This window comes from Nonomuraea sp. NPDC049637 (genome assembly GCF_040675235.1).
Lineage (GTDB): Bacteria > Actinomycetota > Actinomycetes > Streptosporangiales > Streptosporangiaceae > Nonomuraea.
The window spans coordinates 1-16,843 of sequence record NZ_JBFAOM010000010.1 but is presented as its reverse complement, the minus strand read 5'-3'; the positions used below and the strand labels follow the sequence as shown (position 1 = coordinate 16,843).

At 71.9% G+C, this 16,843-nt stretch carries 14 protein-coding genes and 1 pseudogene; 6 read left to right on the top strand and 9 right to left on the bottom strand.

Going from position 1 to position 16,843, the window contains the following annotated elements:
- Positions 1-33: 33 nt before the first annotated feature.
- Complete coding sequence (locus tag AB0J71_RS16005) at positions 34-1,239, top strand: ROK family transcriptional regulator (RefSeq protein ID WP_352325906.1); 1,206 nt, start codon at positions 34-36, stop codon at positions 1,237-1,239.
- On the opposite strand, the gene AB0J71_RS16000 is transcribed toward AB0J71_RS16005, so the two are convergent.
- The 3 genes from AB0J71_RS16000 to AB0J71_RS15990 are packed head-to-tail and all read right to left on the bottom strand — an operon-like array spanning position 1,236 to position 3,790.
- Positions 1,236-1,985, bottom strand: a complete 750-nt coding sequence (locus AB0J71_RS16000; protein ID WP_352325905.1) for a neutral zinc metallopeptidase — start codon at positions 1,983-1,985, stop codon at positions 1,236-1,238. The two genes, AB0J71_RS16005 and AB0J71_RS16000, sit on opposite strands and share 4 nt — an antisense overlap.
- A gap of 36 nt (positions 1,986-2,021) precedes the next feature.
- The gene (locus AB0J71_RS15995; protein ID WP_364414669.1) at positions 2,022-2,840 is read right to left on the bottom strand and encodes a neutral zinc metallopeptidase; all 819 of its coding nucleotides are present in this window, start codon (positions 2,838-2,840) and stop codon (positions 2,022-2,024) included.
- A 53-nt stretch (positions 2,841-2,893) separates the two neighbouring features.
- A complete protein-coding gene (locus AB0J71_RS15990) occupies positions 2,894-3,790 on the bottom strand; it encodes a neutral zinc metallopeptidase (RefSeq protein ID WP_352325903.1) in 897 nt (298 codons plus the stop codon).
- Between the two features lie 149 nt (positions 3,791-3,939).
- Between AB0J71_RS15990 and dxs the strand changes: the two genes are divergently transcribed.
- Positions 3,940-5,823 (top strand): 1-deoxy-D-xylulose-5-phosphate synthase, encoded by a 1,884-nt coding sequence (gene dxs / locus AB0J71_RS15985; RefSeq protein ID WP_364390140.1) that lies wholly within the window; start codon positions 3,940-3,942, stop codon positions 5,821-5,823.
- On the opposite strand, the gene AB0J71_RS15980 is transcribed toward dxs, so the two are convergent.
- On the bottom strand, positions 5,768-6,406 hold the full coding sequence (locus AB0J71_RS15980; protein ID WP_352325902.1) for a DedA family protein: 639 nt from the start codon (positions 6,404-6,406) through the stop codon (positions 5,768-5,770). The genes dxs and AB0J71_RS15980 overlap by 56 nt on opposite strands.
- Positions 6,407-6,496: 90 nt before the next feature.
- On the opposite strand from AB0J71_RS15980, the gene AB0J71_RS15975 reads away from it, so the two are divergent.
- Complete coding sequence (locus tag AB0J71_RS15975; protein WP_364414667.1) at positions 6,497-7,960, top strand: amino acid permease; 1,464 nt, start codon at positions 6,497-6,499, stop codon at positions 7,958-7,960.
- Positions 7,961-8,002: 42 nt separating this feature from the next.
- On the opposite strand, the gene AB0J71_RS15970 is transcribed toward AB0J71_RS15975, so the two are convergent.
- The 4 genes from AB0J71_RS15970 to AB0J71_RS15955 form a co-directional block, all read right to left on the bottom strand.
- Positions 8,003-8,395, bottom strand: coding sequence for an SSI family serine proteinase inhibitor (locus AB0J71_RS15970; RefSeq protein ID WP_352325899.1), 393 nt, complete (start codon positions 8,393-8,395; stop codon positions 8,003-8,005).
- Positions 8,396-8,483: 88 nt separating this feature from the next.
- Positions 8,484-10,571, bottom strand: coding sequence for a 3-hydroxyacyl-CoA dehydrogenase NAD-binding domain-containing protein (locus tag AB0J71_RS15965; protein ID WP_364414665.1), 2,088 nt, complete (start codon positions 10,569-10,571; stop codon positions 8,484-8,486).
- Entirely contained in the window at positions 10,568-11,752 is a 1,185-nt protein-coding gene (locus AB0J71_RS15960) for a thiolase family protein (protein WP_352329342.1), read from the bottom strand. Before AB0J71_RS15960 ends, AB0J71_RS15965 begins: the two co-directional genes overlap by 4 nt.
- Positions 11,753-11,792: 40 nt before the next feature.
- Positions 11,793-12,521 (bottom strand): hypothetical protein, encoded by a 729-nt coding sequence (locus tag AB0J71_RS15955; RefSeq protein WP_364414663.1) that lies wholly within the window; start codon positions 12,519-12,521, stop codon positions 11,793-11,795.
- A 356-nt stretch (positions 12,522-12,877) separates the two neighbouring features.
- Here AB0J71_RS15955 and AB0J71_RS15950 point away from each other — a divergent pair, with 356 nt between their 5' ends.
- The gene (locus AB0J71_RS15950) at positions 12,878-14,254 is read left to right on the top strand and encodes an LCP family protein (RefSeq protein ID WP_364389931.1); all 1,377 of its coding nucleotides are present in this window, start codon (positions 12,878-12,880) and stop codon (positions 14,252-14,254) included.
- A 13-nt stretch (positions 14,255-14,267) separates the two neighbouring features.
- On the opposite strand, the gene AB0J71_RS15945 is transcribed toward AB0J71_RS15950, so the two are convergent.
- Positions 14,268-14,561 (bottom strand): helix-turn-helix domain-containing protein, encoded by a 294-nt coding sequence (locus AB0J71_RS15945; RefSeq protein ID WP_352329347.1) that lies wholly within the window; start codon positions 14,559-14,561, stop codon positions 14,268-14,270.
- A gap of 93 nt (positions 14,562-14,654) precedes the next feature.
- Between AB0J71_RS15945 and AB0J71_RS15940 the strand changes: the two genes are divergently transcribed.
- Together AB0J71_RS15940 and AB0J71_RS15935 are read left to right on the top strand one after the other, a co-directional pair.
- Complete coding sequence (locus tag AB0J71_RS15940; RefSeq protein WP_364414661.1) at positions 14,655-16,082, top strand: FAD-dependent monooxygenase; 1,428 nt, start codon at positions 14,655-14,657, stop codon at positions 16,080-16,082.
- 91 nt (positions 16,083-16,173) lie between these two features.
- Positions 16,174-16,843 (top strand): annotated as a pseudogene (locus AB0J71_RS15935) (hypothetical protein); the annotation flags it as partial.

Here is a 16,843-nt window from a genome sequence, read left to right as displayed (position 1 = left end):
AGCGACCCGCAGCCCCTGAAGGAACCCCAGACGATGCGTGCCGGACCGTCCCAGGAGGACATCAGGCGCCACAATCTCGGCGCGCTGCTTCGCCATGTCCATCTGGGCGGGCCGATCTCGCGCGCCGAGCTGACCTCGAAGATGGGGCTCAACCGCAGCACCATCATGGCGCTGACGTCCGACCTCACCGCCGCCGGGCTGGTGCGGGAGGAGCTGCCGCGCGAGACCGGCCGGGCCGGCCGGCCCTCGCTGGTGGTGCGCCCGGAGTCGGCGCGCGTCTACGTGTTCGCGTTCGACGTGGGCCCCGACCGGCTCGTGGCGGCGCGGGTGGGGCTGGGCGGCGTCATCCTCGACCGCAGGGAGACCACCCGCGACCGGGGCAGGTTCGCCCTCGACGAGCTGGCCGGGGTGCTGTCGGGGTTCGCCAGGCAGATGCGGCGCAAGACGCGCGACGACACCGTGTGCGTCGGCGCCGCCGCCGCCGTGTCCGGCGGGGTGCGCAAGGGCGACGGCGTGGTGACGTTCGGGCCCAACCTGATGGCCCACGACGTGCCGTTCGGCGAGGAGCTGGGCCGCAGGCTGGGCCTCGGGCTGCCGGTCAGCGTGGGCAACGACGCCAACCTGGCGGCCCTGGCCGAGCACAGCCGCGGCCTCGGCGTGGGCGTGCGCGACCTCATCTGCCTGCACGGCGACGTGGGCATCGGCGGCGGCATCATCACCGGCGGCCACCTGCTCGGCGGCTTCGACGGCTACGGCGGCGAGGTCGGCCACATGGTCGTCAACCCCGGCGGCCGCGAGTGCTCGTGCGGCTCGCACGGCTGCCTGGAGGCCGAGGTGGGGGAGCGGGCGCTGCTGGAGCTGGCCGGCCGCTTCGGGCCCGGCCAGCACGGCCGCGACGCGGTCCGCGCCGTGGTCGACGCGGCCGATCGGGGCGACATCGTCGCGCAGGAGGCGTTGAGCCGGGTCGGCGACTGGCTCGGGCTCGGCGTGGCGAACCTGGTCAACATCTTCAACCCGGAGATGGTGATCTTCGGGGGCATGCTGCGGGAGGTCTACCTCGGCTCGGCGGCGCAGGTCCGCACCCGGCTGGCGCTGCACGCCATGGCCCCCCAGCGCGAGCACGTACGGCTGCGCACCTCGGCGCTCGGCGACCACGTGACCCTGGTCGGGGCGGCCGAGCTGGCCTTCGCCCACGTGCTGGCCGACCCGCTGGAAGTGCTGGCCAGGGTCAGCTCCTAGCGCACCCGGGCCTGGGGGGCCGTCCAGGTGTCGCAGGCGGCGGCGGAGCCGTCGCGGTAGCCGCGGTTCTGCCAGTAGGCCAGGTTGCGCGGGCGGCCGTGGATCTTGCTGTAGTCCGCCCGGCGGACGGCGTCCAGCCATTCGCGCCAGGTGACGTCGGGTTCGATCGAGGTGAGCGCGGCGTTGTAGAAGACGCCGGCGAAGCACTCGGCCTGCATCTCCAGCCGGTGGCTGAGCAGGGTGCGGGCCCCCGTGGAGGCGGGCTGGTACAGGGCGTTCTGCGCGTCCAGCACGCCGGTGAGCTCCTGGACGTGGTGTCCCCACTCGTGCGCGACGGAGTGCGCGATGTTCATCCGGAACGGGTCGTCCAGGTCGTGCTTCATGATGCGGATGACGATCGTGCGCTGCACCGGGCAGTACTGCGCGCCGTTGGCGGTGATCCGGCCGCAGACCGAGTCGCCGCCGGTGGTGACGGTCACCGTGGGCGGGGTGTAGGTCAGGCCCGCGGCCGCGAACCGGCCGGCCCAGAACCGGTCGGCGCACCTGGCCATGGCCCGGTGGAACGACTTGAGCGAGGCGGCGCTGCCCGTCCTGATGGCGGGGACCGCGCAGGCCAGGCGCTCCCGCGAGACGGCCGGCGCGGCCGACAACCCCCCTCGTGCCGGGCGGCCCGCCGCGGCCGACGGAGCCGGCGACAGAAGAACCGCGATCATGCACATGGCGAGCGCCATGAGGGGAATGCGCACGATCGCGGATCTTAGAGGAGTTTGTACGACTTAGGCTTAGCTGACCCTGCTCTTGGGGGCGGCCCAGGTGTTGCAGGAGCCCGCCGACCTGCCGGTGAAGCCGCGCTTGAGCCACCACACGACGTTGGCGTCCGAGCCGTGGCTCAGGTCGGCCGAAGAGCGCGTCTTGATGCCGAGCGCGCTCACGTCGAACCGGTCGTGCGTGCCCTTGAGCAGGGAGTCGAACTCCTTCTGGCTACGGCCGAGCGAGTCCCAGACGCTGCCCATGAACGCCCCGGCGTAGCACTCGGCCTGCAGCTCGGCGCGGCGCACCGGCTCCAGGCTCCGCGGGTTGGCCAGGACGTACGCGCCGTGCTTGTCGTGCCGGAGCATGCCGGTGAGCTTCTGGACGTGGTGGCCGTACTCGTGCGCCACGACCAGCATCAGCACCGGGTCCGACGGCTTCGCCACGACGTTCGGGCTGAGCAGGAGGGTCATCGTCTTGTTGACCGGGCAGTACAGCGCCTGCGCCTGTTCGTCGCCCGGGAAGGGGCCGCAGCCCGTGGGGGCGCCCGCCTTGGTGATCACCCGGAACTTCGGCTTGCCGAAGGCGAAGCCCGCCTGCTTGACCTTCGGGCCCCAGGCCTTGTCGAGGCATTCGAGCACCGCCTCGAAGTAGACCCGCGCCTCGTCCTCGGTCCCGGACTGGACCGGCGGCTCCTCGCACGTCCTGAGCGCGAGCCGGCCGGTCTTGTGGATCGGGTTCTTCGCCAGGGCCGGCTTGCTCGCCGGTGCGGCCACGGCGGCGTGGGCCGTACCGGCGACGAAGACGCTCGCCAGGGCTCCGGCGATGATCGCCAATCGGGGGGTACGCATGGGAAGGCACACTACAAAACAGGGACATCCAGGTAAAGCAGAAATGCCAGACGTCACTGGACGTTTCGTGCAGCCGCCGCCCACGTGTTGCAGGAGCCCGGCGCGCCCCGGTTGAAGCCCCTGGTCATCCAGGCCGCCTGCGTCGGGCCCTTGCCGTGGTCGTTCTGCGGCCAGCCCTTGGCGCCGTTCTTGTAGAACCACTCCACCGTGTAGGCCCAGTCGGACTGCGTGACCAGCGGGGACTCCTTCATCGTGCTCATGAAGATGGAGGAGAAGCACTCGGCCTGGAGCTCGGAGTTGCGCGACAACTGCAGGCGCCTGGCCTTGCTCGCGGTGTTCCTGGCCGTCCAGTAGTAGTTCCAGATGCCGGAGGCCTGCTGGACGTGGTGGCCGTACTCGTGGGCGACCAGGCGGGTGATGCCGAGCGGGAACGGGTTGCGGAGCTGGTCGCGGCTGATCATCAGGTACATGGTGCGATCCGTGGAGCAGTAGACGCCGTCGGCGCCGGTGTTCCACGCGCCGCAGGGCGTCCTGACCTTCTTGGTGATGATGCGCAGGCGCGGCTTGGTGAACGGCAGGCCCGCCTTGCGGAACTGGGCCGCCCACGTCTTGTTCAGGCAGTTCGTGACCCGGGTGAGGTACCGCCGGTAGGCGATCATGCTGCCCGGGGGCAGGTCGCCGGGCTCGCAGTTCACGTCCACCAGCTTGCCGGTCTTGTACAGCGGGTTGGCCGTGGCCAGTTTCCTGCCGCCGGAGGTGGCCGGCCCCTTGCTCTTGGCGGTCGCCTTGGCCGGGGGCGAGGCGACCTGCTGGGCCTCGTTGATCGGCGAGCGCTCGGTCGAGGTCGTGGCGACGTCGGCGAGCACGAGCACCAAGGAGGCGGCGGCCAGGGCGAGCGCGAGGGCCGCGCCGACCAGTGCCGCGACCTTACCTTTAGGGACGGAGTTCATATGTCCTGCAAGACTAGGTCAAGATCGGACATAGGTGGGCGGATTTGACTCGATGGAGTCAGCGAGACGTCGGCGAACTAGACTCTTCTGCGTCGTCGAAAAGGAACAGACGGCGAACGAGGCAGAGGGGAGTCGCATCCGTGAGCGGGTTGCTGGGCTCGATAGAGGGACCGCACGACGTCAAACGGCTCGCTGTCGATGAGCTGCCGCGGCTCGCGGGGGAGATCCGTGACCTGCTCGTCGACGCCTGCGCCAGGTTCGGCGGCCACCTCGGGCCGAACCTCGGCGTGGTCGAGCTCACCATCGCCGTCCACCGCGTCTTCGACTCCCCGCGCGACCCGGTGATCTGGGACACCGGCCACCAGGCGTACGTGCACAAGCTGCTCACCGGCCGCGCGGCCGGCTTCGAGGCGCTCAAGCAGGAGGGCGGCCTGTCCGGCTACCCGAGCCAGACCGAGTCCGAGCACGACTTCGTCGAGAACTCCCACGCCTCCACCGCGCTGTCCTACGCCGACGGCCTGGCCAAGGCGTTCAAGCTGCGCGGCGAGCGCGAGCGCACGGTCGTCGCGGTGATCGGCGACGGCGCGCTCACCGGCGGCATGGCCTGGGAGGCGCTCAACAACATCGCCGCGATCAAGGACCTGCCCGTCGTGATCGTGGTCAACGACAACGGCCGCTCCTACTCCCCGACCATCGGCGGCCTGGCCTCCCACCTGTCCTCGCTGCGCGTCAACCGCCGCTACGAGGACATGCTCGAATACGTCAAGGACAAGCTCGGGAACGTTCCTGTCCTCTACGACGCCCTCCACGGATTCAAGAAGGGCGTCAAGGACGTCCTGGCCCCGCAGGTCATGTTCGAGGACCTCGGCCTGAAGTACGTCGGCCCCATCGACGGCCACGACGAGCAGGCCATGGAGGCGGCGCTGCGCAAGGCCCGCGCCTTCCGCGGCCCGGTCATCGTCCACGCCCTCACCCAGAAGGGCCGCGGCTACACCCCCGCCGAGAACCACGACGAGGACCAGTTCCACTCGCCCGGCGCCTTCGACCGCGCCACCGGCGCCGAGAAGCCCAAGCCGCGCATCTGGACCAACGTCTTCAGCGAGGAGCTGGTCAGGCTCGGCAAGGAGCGCGAGGACCTGGTCGCCATCACCGCGGCCATGCTCCACCCCACCGGCCTCAACGCCTTCGCCGACGCCTTCCCCGACCGCATCTACGACGTCGGCATCGCCGAGCAGCACGCGCTGACCAGCGCCGCCGGCCTCGCGCTCGGCGGCCTGCACCCGGTCGTGGCCGTCTACGCCACCTTCCTCAACCGGGCCTTCGACCAGCTCCTGATGGACGTCGCCCTGCACCGGCTGCCGGTCACCGTCGTCCTCGACCGGGCCGGCGTCACCGGCGACGACGGGGCCAGCCACAACGGCATGTGGGACCTGTCGATCCTCCAGGTCGTGCCCGGCCTGCGGATCGCGGTGCCGCGCGACGGCGACCGCGTCACCGAGCTGCTGCGCGAGGCCGTGGAGGTCTCCGACGGGCCGACCGTGCTGCGCTTCCCCAAGGGCCCGGTGGCCGAGCCCCTGGAGTCCGTGGGCCGCCTGGGCGAGATGGACCTGCTGCGGGCCGCCGAGGGCGAGCCGGACGTGCTGCTGGTGGGCGTCGGCCCGATGGCGCACGTGTGCATGGAGGCGGCCGTCCTGCTCGACGCGCAGGGCATCTCGGCCACCGTGGTCGACCCGCGCTGGGTCAAGCCGCTCGACGAGGCGCTGACGCTGGCCGCCGGCGCCCACAAGCTGGTCGCCGTGGTCGAGGACAACGGCCGCGTGGGCGGCGTGGGCGACGCCGTGGCCCGCCTGCTCCGCGACGCCGACGTCGACGTCCCGGTGCGCACCTTCGGCATCCCGCAGGAGTTCCTCGACCACGCCAAGCGGGCCGCGATCCTCGGTCGCATCGGCCTGACCGGCCAGGACCTCGCACGCCAGATCACCGAGGCCGTCGCCAAGCGGACCTCCCGCGTGGAGCAGCCGGTCCGCCGTTGAGCACCCGGCGGACCACGGCGGTGATCGCCAGCATGACGACCACCGCCGCGGCCGCCGCCGGCAGCAGCAGGCCCGCCTCCCGCCGCGCCACCTGCCCGGCCACCGCCCCCAGCACGACGTACGCGCTCACCCAGGCCGTGCTGCCCAGCAGGGCCCACGGCATGAACCGGCGGTAGGGCATGCCCACCGCGCCCGCCAGGGCCGGCGTCAGCGCGTGCACCACCGGCAGGAAGTAGGCCAGGGCCAGCGCCCAGCCGCTGCGCCGCAGGATCCGCTCCGCGCGGGCCCAGCGCTCCTCGCCGACCCGCCGGCCGAGCCTGCTGTTGCGCAGGCGGGGGCCGTACCGGCGGCCCAGGCGGTGGCCGCCCGTCGCGCCCAGGAGGCAGGCCAGCACGCCGGTGCCGATCAGCGCCAGCGTCTCGGGCACGCTGCCCGACGTGGCGCCCGCGACGAGCAGCAGGCCGTCGCCCGGCGTGATCAGGCCGATCCCGACCGAGGCGTCCAGCGTCAGGAAGACCAGGACGAGCGCCAGCACCACCGCCACGTCCTGACCGGCCAGCGTGTCCAGCAGGTCGTCCAGCATGATGCGGGTCCGCTACCCCCGACGAGGCGCTTCACCGGCGAGCCCGGCGCGAGCGCATGATCACGGAGGGTCTGGGAAGGATCGCTGATCGTGGACATCTTTCGCACGAAGAGCGTCGAACAGTCGATCCGCGACACCGAAACTCCCGAGCACCAGCTGCGCAAGCGCCTGAGCGCCATGGACCTGATGGTCTTCGGCATCGGCGTGATCGTCGGCACCGGGATCTTCGTGCTCACCGGTCAGGTGGCCAAGGAGGTGGCCGGGCCGGCGGTCGCGGTCTCGTTCGTCGTGGCGGGCGTCGTGTGCGGCCTGGCCGCGCTGTGCTACGCCGAGTTCGCCTCGACGATCCCCGTGGCCGGGTCCGCCTACACCTTCTCCTTCGCCACCCTCGGCGAGTTCCCCGCCTGGGTGATCGGCTGGGACCTGATCCTGGAGCTGGCGCTGGCCGCGGCCGTGGTGTCGGTCGGCTGGTCGGGCTACTTCGCCTCGATGCTCGACTCCGTCGGCATCCACCTGCCGGCCTCCATCGCGGGCGACGATCCGGTGGTCAACGTGCCCGCGGTGGCCATCGTGCTGATCCTCACCGCGGTCCTGGTGGCCGGCATCAAGATCTCCTCGCGGGTCAACCTGATCCTGGTGATCACCAAGATCACGGTGGTGCTGCTGGTCATCGTGGCCGGGCTGTTCTTCGTCAAGGCCGCCAACTACACGCCCTTCATCCCCGAGCCGGTGGCCTCGCCGCGGGTCGAGGGGCTGAAGGCGCCGCTGATCCAGGTGCTGTTCGGGATCACGCCCGTCGCGTTCGGCGTGATCGGCATCTTCTCGGCCGCGGCGATCGTGTTCTTCGCCTTCATCGGCTTCGACATCGTGGCCACCGCCGCCGAGGAGACCGTGCGCCCGCAGCGCGACGTGCCGCGCGGCATCATCGGCTCGCTGGCCGTCTGCACGATCCTCTACGTCGCCGTCTCGCTGGTCGTGGTCGGCATGCAGCCGTACAAGCAGCTGAGCACGAGCGCGCCGCTGTCGGACGCGTTCACCGCCGTCGGCCACCCGTGGCTGGCCGGCATCATCAGCGTGGGCGCCATCGCCGGTCTGACGACCGTGGTGCTGGTGCTGCTGCTCGGGCAGACCCGGGTGTTGTTCGCCATGTGCCGCGACGGCCTGCTGCCGCGCCGGCTGGCCGTCGTCCACCCCACCTTCGGCACGCCCGCCAGGCTCACCGTCCTCATCGGCCTGGTGACCATGGCGCTGGCCGGGTTCGTGTCGTTCGGGGAGCTGGCCGAGCTGGTGAACATCGGCACGCTGTTCGCGTTCATGGTGGTCTCGGTCGGCGTGATCGTGCTCCGGCGCACCCGGCCCGACCTGGAGCGGGCCTTCCGGGTGCCGATGGTGCCGCTGCTGCCGATCCTGTCGGTGCTGGCCTGCCTTTACCTGATGCTCAACCTGCCGCTGGAGACTTGGCTCAGGTTCGTCGTCTGGATGGTCATCGGCGTGGTCGTCTACTTCGCCTACGGCTACCGTCACAGCAGGCGGGGGGCCGTGCCCGGCCGGTGACGCGCGAGGAGGGCGGGCCGGCCGCCCGCCCCCCTCACCCGCTCAGATGGCCAGGAGCGTGCCGAGGCCCGCCTTCATCGTGCAGGCGTTGGTGTAGACCTTGCCCCACTTGACGGTCTTGTCGTACCACTTGCCGAGGATCATCACGGCGCGCGGCTCCACCTCCTTGCCGCAGGCCGCGGCCGCCTTCGGCGAGACGTTGATCTTGGCCGGGTCGCCCTTCACCTTGCGCAGGAGGTCGCAGGCGGCGTGGGCGGAGGGGTGGGTGCCGCCGTCGGGGCTGCAGTTGAGCCAGGCGCCCTTGGTGGGGCCGTTCTTCACTGCCATGGTGACCTTGAGGACGACCTTGGGGGTGCGCGGCGCCGCCAGGGAGGGCGACGACGCGCCCAGCACGAGGGCTCCGCACAGAGCGATCGTGCCGACTGCTCGCATCATGGTTACTCTCCGTTCGTAGGACGGCACAGTACGCTACGGCGAAGGCGGCCATGACGTACGGAGACCCGCCGGGCGGGCCTCCGTAAAATCACGCGGGCAGCGAGGCCACACCGGGCGGAAGGAACCGCGGCTGGGCGATCCCCGACCTGTCCAGATAAGGCGTGATGCCACCCAGATGGAACGGCCAGCCGGCGCCCAGGATCATGCACAGGTCGATGTCCTGCGGCCCGGCGACGACGCCCTCGTCCAGCATGATCCGGATCTCCCGGGACAGCGCCCCGAGCACCCGCTCGCGGACCTGCTCGGCCGTGGACGGCGACGTGCCGCCGGCGAACAGGGCCACCGCCTCCGGGTCGAGCGAGAAGTCCGGACGGTAGACGCCCGGCTTGCCCGAGGCGACCAGCTTGGCCATGTTCTCCGAGACGCCGAACCGCTCGGGGAAGGCCGCGTGCAGCGTCTCGGCGACGTGCAGGCCGACGGCCGGGCCGACGAGCTGTAGCAGCGCGAACGGCGTCATCGGCAGTCCCAGACCGTCGAGCGCGTGCTCGGCGACCTCCAGCGGCGTGCCCTCGTCCACGGCGGCCACGACCTCGCCCATGAAGCAGGTCAGCAGCCGGTTGACCACGAACGCCGGCGCGTCCTTGACCAGCACGGACGACTTCCGCAGCGACTTGCCCACCGCGAACGCCGTGGCCAGCGTGGCGTCGTCGGTCGAGGCGCCCTTGATGATCTCCAGCAGCGGCATCACGGCGACCGGGTTGAAGAAGTGGAACCCGACCAGCCGCTCGGGGTGGGCCAGCCCGGCGCCCATCTCGGTGAGCGAGAGCGAGGAGGTGTTGGTGGCGAGCACGCACTCGGCCGAGACCACGGCCTCGACCTCGGCGAACACCTGCTTCTTGACCGCCATGTCCTCGAAGACGGCCTCGATGACGAAGTCGGCGTCGGCGAAGGCGTCCTTGGTCAGGGAGCCGGTGACCAGGGACTTGAGCCGGTTGGCCTGGTCGGCCGAGACGCGGCCCTTGCCCAGCAGCTTGTCGACCTCGGCGTGCACGTACCCCACGCCCTTGTCCAGGCGGGACTGGTCGAGGTCGGTCAGCACGACCGGGACCTCCAGGCGGCGGGCGAACAGCAGCGCCATCTGCGAGGCCATCAGCCCGGCGCCCACGACGCCGACCTTGGTGACCTTGCGGGCCAGCGACCGGTCCGGCGCGCCGGCCGGACGCTTGGCCCGGCGCTGGACCAGGTCGAAGGAGTAGAGCCCGGCCCGCAGCTCGTCGCTCATCAGCAGGTCGGCCAGCGCCTGCGTCTCGGCGGCGAAGCCCTCGTCGCGCGAGGCGGTCGCGGCCAGCGCGATCAGGTCGAGCGCCCGGTAGGGGGCGGGGGAGGCGCCGCGCAGCTTCATGTCCACCAGGAAGCGCGCGTCGGCGACGGCCTTGTCCCAGTCGTCGTGCTCCTGCCGCTCGACGGTCACCTCGCCCTTGACCACGCGGGCGGCCCAGCGCAGCGACTCCTCCAGGAAGTCGGCCGGCTCGAACATCGCGTCCGCGACGCCCAGCTTGTAGGCGTCCGCGCCCTTGATCATGCGGTTCTGCGACAGCGGGTTCTCGATGATCAGCTTGATCGCGTTCGCCGGGCCGATCAGGCGGGGGAGCAGCTGCGTGCCGCCCCAGCCGGGCACCAGGCCGAGGAAGCACTCGGGCAGCGCCACCGCGGGCACGCCGGAGGAGATCGTCCGGTACGCGCAGTGCAGCGCGATCTCCAGGCCGCCGCCCATGGCCGCGCCGTTCACGAACGCGAACGTCGGGACCGGCAGCTCGCCCAGCCGGCGGAAGACGTGGTGGCCCAGCGCGCCGATGGCCTCGGCCTCCTCGCGGGAGGCCACGGCCGCCGCGCCCTTGAGGTCGGCGCCGACGGCGAAGATGAACGGCTTGCCCGTGACGCCCACGGCGGCCAGGTCGGTCCGCGCGGCGATCTCCGACAGGGCCTCCTCCAGCGCGAACAGGCCGTGCGGGCCGAAGGTGTTGGGCTTGGTGTGGTCGAAGCCGTTGTCCAGGGTGATCAGGGCCATCGTGCCGGCGCCGCCGGGCAGCGGCACGTCGCGCACGAGGGCCTTGGTGACGACCTCGTCGGTGTTGCGCCCGCTCAGCAGCGCGCGCCAGGTCTCGATGTCGCTCATGCCAGGTTCTCCCAGATCACAGTGCCGCCCATGCCCATGCCGACGCACATGGTGGTGATGCCGTACCGCACGTCGGGCCGCTCGCCGAACTGGCGGGCGAGCTGCGTCATCAGCCGTACGCCCGAGGAGGCCAGCGGGTGGCCGAAGGCGATCGCGCCGCCGTAGGGGTTGACGCGCTGGTCGTCGTCGGCGATGCCGAAGTGCTCCAGGAAGGCCAGCACCTGGACGGCGAACGCCTCGTTGATCTCGAACAGGCCGATGTCGCCGATGGACAGCCCGGCCAGCCGCAGCGCCCGCTCGGTGGACGGGATCGGGCCCACGCCCATCACCTCGGGGTCCACGCCCGCGAAGGCGTAGGAGACCAGGCGCATCTTCGGCGTCAGGTTCAGCTCGCCGGCGACCTCGCGGGCGGCCACGATGCAGCCGGTGGCGCCGTCGTTGATGCCGGAGGAGTTGCCCGCGGTGACGTTGCCGTGCGGGCGGAAGGGCGTCTTGAGCGCGCCCAGCGCCTCCATCGTGGTGCCGGGGCGCGGCGCCTCGTCCTCGGCGGCCAGGCCCCAGCCCTTCTCGGCCGTCCTGACCGCGGTGGGCACGAGGTCGGGCTGGATCTTGCCGTCGGCGTACGCCTTGGCCGCCTTCTCCTGCGAGAGCACCGCGTAGGCGTCGGCGCGCTCCTTGGAGATCGACGGGTAGCGGTCGTGCAGGTTCTCGGCGGTCATGCCCATGACCAGCGCGCTCGGGTCGACCAGCTTCTCCGACAGGAACCGCGGGTTGGGGTCCACGCCCTCGCCCATGGGGTGGCGGCCCATGTGCTCGACGCCGCCGGCGATGGCCACGTCGTAGGCGCCGAAGGCGATGCCGCCCGCGACCGTGGTGACCGCGGTCATCGCGCCCGCGCACATGCGGTCGATCGCGTAGCCGGGCACGCTCTTGGGCAGACCGGCCAGCACCGCGGCCGAGCGGCCGATGGTCAGGCCCTGGTCGCCGATCTGGGTCGTCGCGGCGATGGCCACCTCGTCCACGCGCTCGGGAGGCAGACCGGGGTTGCGCCGGATGAGCTCGCGGATGACGCGGACGACCATGTCGTCGGCGCGGGTCTCCGCGTACAGTCCCTTCGGCCCTGACCTGCCGAAGGGCGTGCGTACGCCGTCCACGAACACGACGTCACGAGAGGAAGGCACGGATTCGCTCCTCGTTCTTGGATGGGGTTCCGCGCCTATGCTACTCGTCGGTAACCACCCCGCAGACGAGGGCGGCGGTCAGCAGCCCGTAAACGATCGGCATGGGTGGTTCCCAGAGATGGGCGCGGGCTCCGAGCAGGGCGGCGACCGCCACGGCCGCGCCCGTCCAGAGCGCCGCGCCCCCTCGTGGACGCGCGCTCCGGCCGGGATCCCACGGATCGCCAGGTGATCCTCCCGGACGGCCGGCGCGCGCCACTATCCCCAGGGCGTCCCGTGCCCACCAGATGAGGAACGACACCCCCGCGGCCAGGCCGATCACCATGGCGGCCTCGACGGCCCAGCTCAGGGCGTCGGCGAAGGCGTACAGAGCGGCCGCCCTGAACTGCCCGGGAGAGGTGCCGCCGAGCAGCAGCAGCACGGCCCAGCCGGACGCGACGCCGAGCCGGCTCAGCGGCCGCCGCCGGGCCGAGGGCGGCACGGCGAACAGCTCGCGCTCGCGCCGGCGCACCAGGCGCGCCCGCGCGCCCCACACCAGCTGGGTGCCCGCCAGGATGGGCACCGCGGTCACGAACACCGCCAGCGAGAGCATGGCGAGCGGTAACGTCTGCTCTCTGGTCGGCGCGCGGTCGGCCAGCACCTGGGACGTGGCCAGCAGCGCGATCGAGCCGGTGAGCGCGACGAAGACGGCCCGGCGGGCGGTCCGGGCGGCGGCGCGCAGCCCGGCCAGCGCCTCGGCGCCTGGAGGGGGCGCCATCTCGGTCAGAAACATGGACGTCATGATGGCGTCACGGACGGTAGTGACGCCGCGGATTCGCGCGCATTGCATGGAGCCCTCGCCGGACGCGTCCGCCGGAGGCTGCTATCGGGCGAAATTTGCGACACGCCGTATATACGGCGGATTGTCAGTATGCTGCGCGTCACACCAGAGGGGGCCGCGCTCTGCGAGGGGCGCGCGGGGTTGCGTCCTGTGCGGGCGCGCGTAGAGGGGGGCGCGTGAGCGAGGGCCGGAGAGCGCCGGAACGGCCGCAGCATCGCCCCGACCGCCTCCCGGACCGCCACCCCGGCCGTCGCCTGGACCGGCCCTCGGGGCCTGCTCGGCGGATCACGCCGCTGGCGTGGGTGAGCATGGCGCTGACGTTCGTGCTGGTCGTCGTCACGCTGGGCGGGTACGCGTACTACCGCAGCATCTTCGCCGGCATCCCGATCCTGCCGCCGGTGGAGGCCGGATCGCGGCCGCCCGAGACCGGCGCGCTCAACGTGCTGCTCGTCGGCTCGGACTCGCGCGAGGGCGACAACAAGAAGTACGGCGCGAAGTCGCAGGGCCTCGGCGAGCGCACCGACACGATCATGGTCCTGCACATCTCCCCGGACCGGGACAAGGCCACCATGATCAGCTTCCCCCGGGACACCATGGTCATGATCCCGCCGTGCCGGAGCCATTCCGGCGCGATGCTGGCCGGCGGGCTGCGCCAGATCAACTCCGCCTTCAACGACGGCGGCATCAACTGCACGGTCCGCACGCTGGAGTCGCTCACCAACATCAAGATCAACCACATCGTGAAGGTCGACTTCACCGGCTTCAAGGGCATCGTCGACGCCCTCGGCGGCATCGAGATCTGCCTGCCCAAGGCGGTCAACGACCCCAAGGCCAAGCTCGTGCTCAGCGCGGGCAAGCACGTCGTCAAGGGCGAGCAGGCCCTCGGGTACGTGCGCACCCGCTACGTCCTCGGCGACGGCAGCGACCTCGGCCGCATCCAGCGCCAGCAGGTCTTCCTCACCAAGGTGCTGGACAAGATCACCGATGGCGGGCTGCTCACCGACCCCGTCAAGCTGAACGCGTTCCTGCGGGCCGGGGTCAAGGCCGTCTCCCTGGACACCGAGCTCGCGCAGCCGGACCGGATGCTGGAGATCGCCAGAAGCGTCCAGGGGCTGACCGCCAAGGAGCTCAAGGGCATCACCGTGCCGGTGGAGGCGTACCCGGCCGACAAGAACCGGGTGCAGCTCAAGCAGCCGGACGCCCGGAACTTCTTCGAGGCCGTGCGCTCCGACGTCAACGTGACCCCGCCCTCGGCCGCCGCCACCACGCCGAAGGTCGCGAACGAGCGGGTACGCGTCCAGGTGCTCAACGGCACGACCGAGCTGGGCAAGGCCGGTCAGGTGGCCGACGAGCTGGCCGACCAGGGGTTCGCCGTCGTCCAGGTCGGCAACGCCGCGCCGGTGGCCACCACCTCGATCCGGTACGCCAAGAAGGACGCCGACAACGGCGCCGCCTACGGGGACGCCGTGGCCGCCCGGCTGTCGAAGGACAAGCGCACGCCGGTGGCGGGCAAGGTCGCGCCGGTGAACCCGAAGCCGTACCCCACCAAGGTCACCCCGCTGCCCGACGGGCCGATCGTGCAGCTCGTCATCGGGGCCGACTGGCCGGGCGTGCGGGTGGCGTCGGCGATCCCGGGCTCGCTCAAGGACAAGGTGGTCGACTCCACCACGAACCCCTGCCTGTGAGCCGGCCGGCGGGTTAGAGGTCCTCGGCCAGCACCAGGTCGACCAGGCCGGGGAAGCGGGCGTCGAGGTCGTCGCGGCGCAGCCGGATGAACAGCTTGCGGCCCTCCGGGCGCTGGCAGATGACGCCGGCCTCGCGAAGCACCCGCCAGTGGGCGGTCAGCGTCGACTTCGGCACGTCGGCCACGACCTCGCCGCAGAACAGCTCGTCCCCCGAGGCCAGCGCGCGCACGATCTTGGCGCGTACGGGATGGCCGAGCGCGGCGAGCACCTCCACCAACTGGATCTGGTCACGCGACGGGTGCAGCATGCCGCCATTGTACGGATAACACGAACGATGATTTGACGGACATTGTTCGTATGTACGAAGATTGCGTACTCATCCGGGTTCAAGGAGGGTGCTGTGTTCGATGTCGCCGTGGTGGGCGGCGGGCCCGTGGGCATGTTGCTCGCCGCCGAGCTGGGCCTGCAGGGGGTGCGGCCGCTCGTGCTCGAACGGCTCGCCGTCCCGACCGGCCAGTCCAAGGCCGGGACGCTGCACGCGGGCACGGCCCGGAGCCTCGACCGGCGCGGGCTGCTGGAGGCGGTGGGACGGTCCACGTACGGGAGCGTGAGCTTCCACTTCTCCGGCATGTTCGGGCTCGACCTCGGCGCGGTCTCGGACGGCGGCCCGAGCATCGTCGGCAGCCCGCAGGCGTGGGCCGAGCAGGTGTTCGCCCGCCGCGCGGCGGCCCTGGGCGCGGAGATCCGGCGCGGCCAGGAGGTCACCGGCCTGGAGCAGCGGGACGACCACGTCGTGCTGACCGTCAACGGCCGCGAGCTGACCGCCCGGTACGTCGTCGGCGCCGACGGCGCGCGCAGCGTCGTGCGCAAGGCCGCCGGCATCCCGTTCACCGGCGCCGGGGCCCGCGTCGCCGCGCTCATGGGCGACGTGCGGCTGCTCGACCCGTACACGGTGCCGCCGGGCTACACGCGTACGCCGCGGGGCTGGATCATCGTCTGGCTCGACCCCGCCGGGCACAGCCGCGTCACCACCTACGACTTCCGCGGCCCGCACGCCGACCGGGAGGCGCCCGTCGCGATCGAGGAGCTGCGGGAGGCGGCCGAACACATCCTCGGCGCCCCGGTCCCGATGGCCGGCGCCCGCAACCTGTCCCGGTACGGCGACGCCGCCCTGCAGGCCGAGACCTACCGCGCGGGCCGCGTCCTGCTGGCCGGCGACGCCGCGCACGTGCACTTCCCGTGGGGCGGCCAGGGGCTGAACACCGGCCTGGGGGACGCCTTCAACCTGGGCTGGAAGCTGGCCGCCGAGGTGCGCGGCGAGGCCCCCGCCGGGCTGCTGGACAGCTACCACGCCGAGCGGCATCCGGTCGGCGCGCGGGTGTTGTGGAACGTGCGGGCCCAGAGCGCGCTGGCCGACCCCGACCCGGCCGTCGACCCGCTGCGCGAGCTGTTCGCCGAGCTGATGCGGTTCGACCAGGTCAACGAGTACCTGAGCGGGATGATCGCCGGGGTGGACACCGCCTACGACGTGGGCGTGCCGGGGGCCGGGCGGATGGCGCCCGACCTGCCGGTCAAGACGGCCGGCGGCGTGGTGCGCACCGCGGAGCTGCTGCGCGGCGGCCGGGCGCTGCTGCTGGACCTCGGCGGGCGCGACGACCTGGTGGCCGCGGCCGCCCCGTGGGCGGACCGGCTGGAGATCGTGCGGGGCGCCGCCGAGCACGACGCCGAGGCGCTGCTCGTGCGGCCCGACGGCTATACGGCCTGGACGTCGGCGGCGCGGGGGTACCCGCTGGAGGCCGCGCTCGCCCGCTGGCTGGGGCGGATGTGACGGAGAGTAACTTTAGCGAAACATGTGAAATATCCGGACAAGTCTGTTAAGAAAGGTCGCGGTCCGTATTCAGAGCTAGAGAGGTTCCATCGTGGCGCGCGACGAGAACGACAGGCCGTACGAGGATGGGCAGGGTAAATCGTTAAACCCGGAGCTGACCGGAGACGTGCTGTCCCCCCGGTGGAGCACCGAGGACACCGACGAGCAGCCCGCGATCCAGGTCTCCGGCAACGAGACCTACATCCTCCCGGCCGGCCAGGGCGCGCAGCCCGTCGAATCCCCGGCGACCCCGGCGACCCCGGCGACCCCGGCGACCCCGGCCGATGCGCCGCACGACGTGCTCGATGGCCCGAGCGGCCCGCACGACGTCCTGGACGGGCCGAGCGGGTCCCACGAGGCACTGAGCGGGCCGCACGAGACGCTGGCCGGGCCGCACGAGACGCTGGCCGGGCCGCACGAGAGCCTGAGCGGGCCGCACGCGGTCGTCGGGGCGGACGGAACCGACGTTCCCGGCGGCGACCGGGCGGCCGACGACGACCTGCCCTACCTGCCGCTGGACCAGGGCTACAAGCCCGGACGCGACGACGACGCGGGTGAGACCAGGCGCGGCTTCCTCGGCTCCGGCTGGACCGACGACGCCGACGACCGCCGGGGCGGCGCCGGGCGCGATCGCGAGGTGCGCCGGCGTACCAGGGTGCTGGTGCTGGCGGCCGCCGCGGTGGTGCTGGTCGGATGCGCCGCCGCGGCGGCCACTCCGCGCG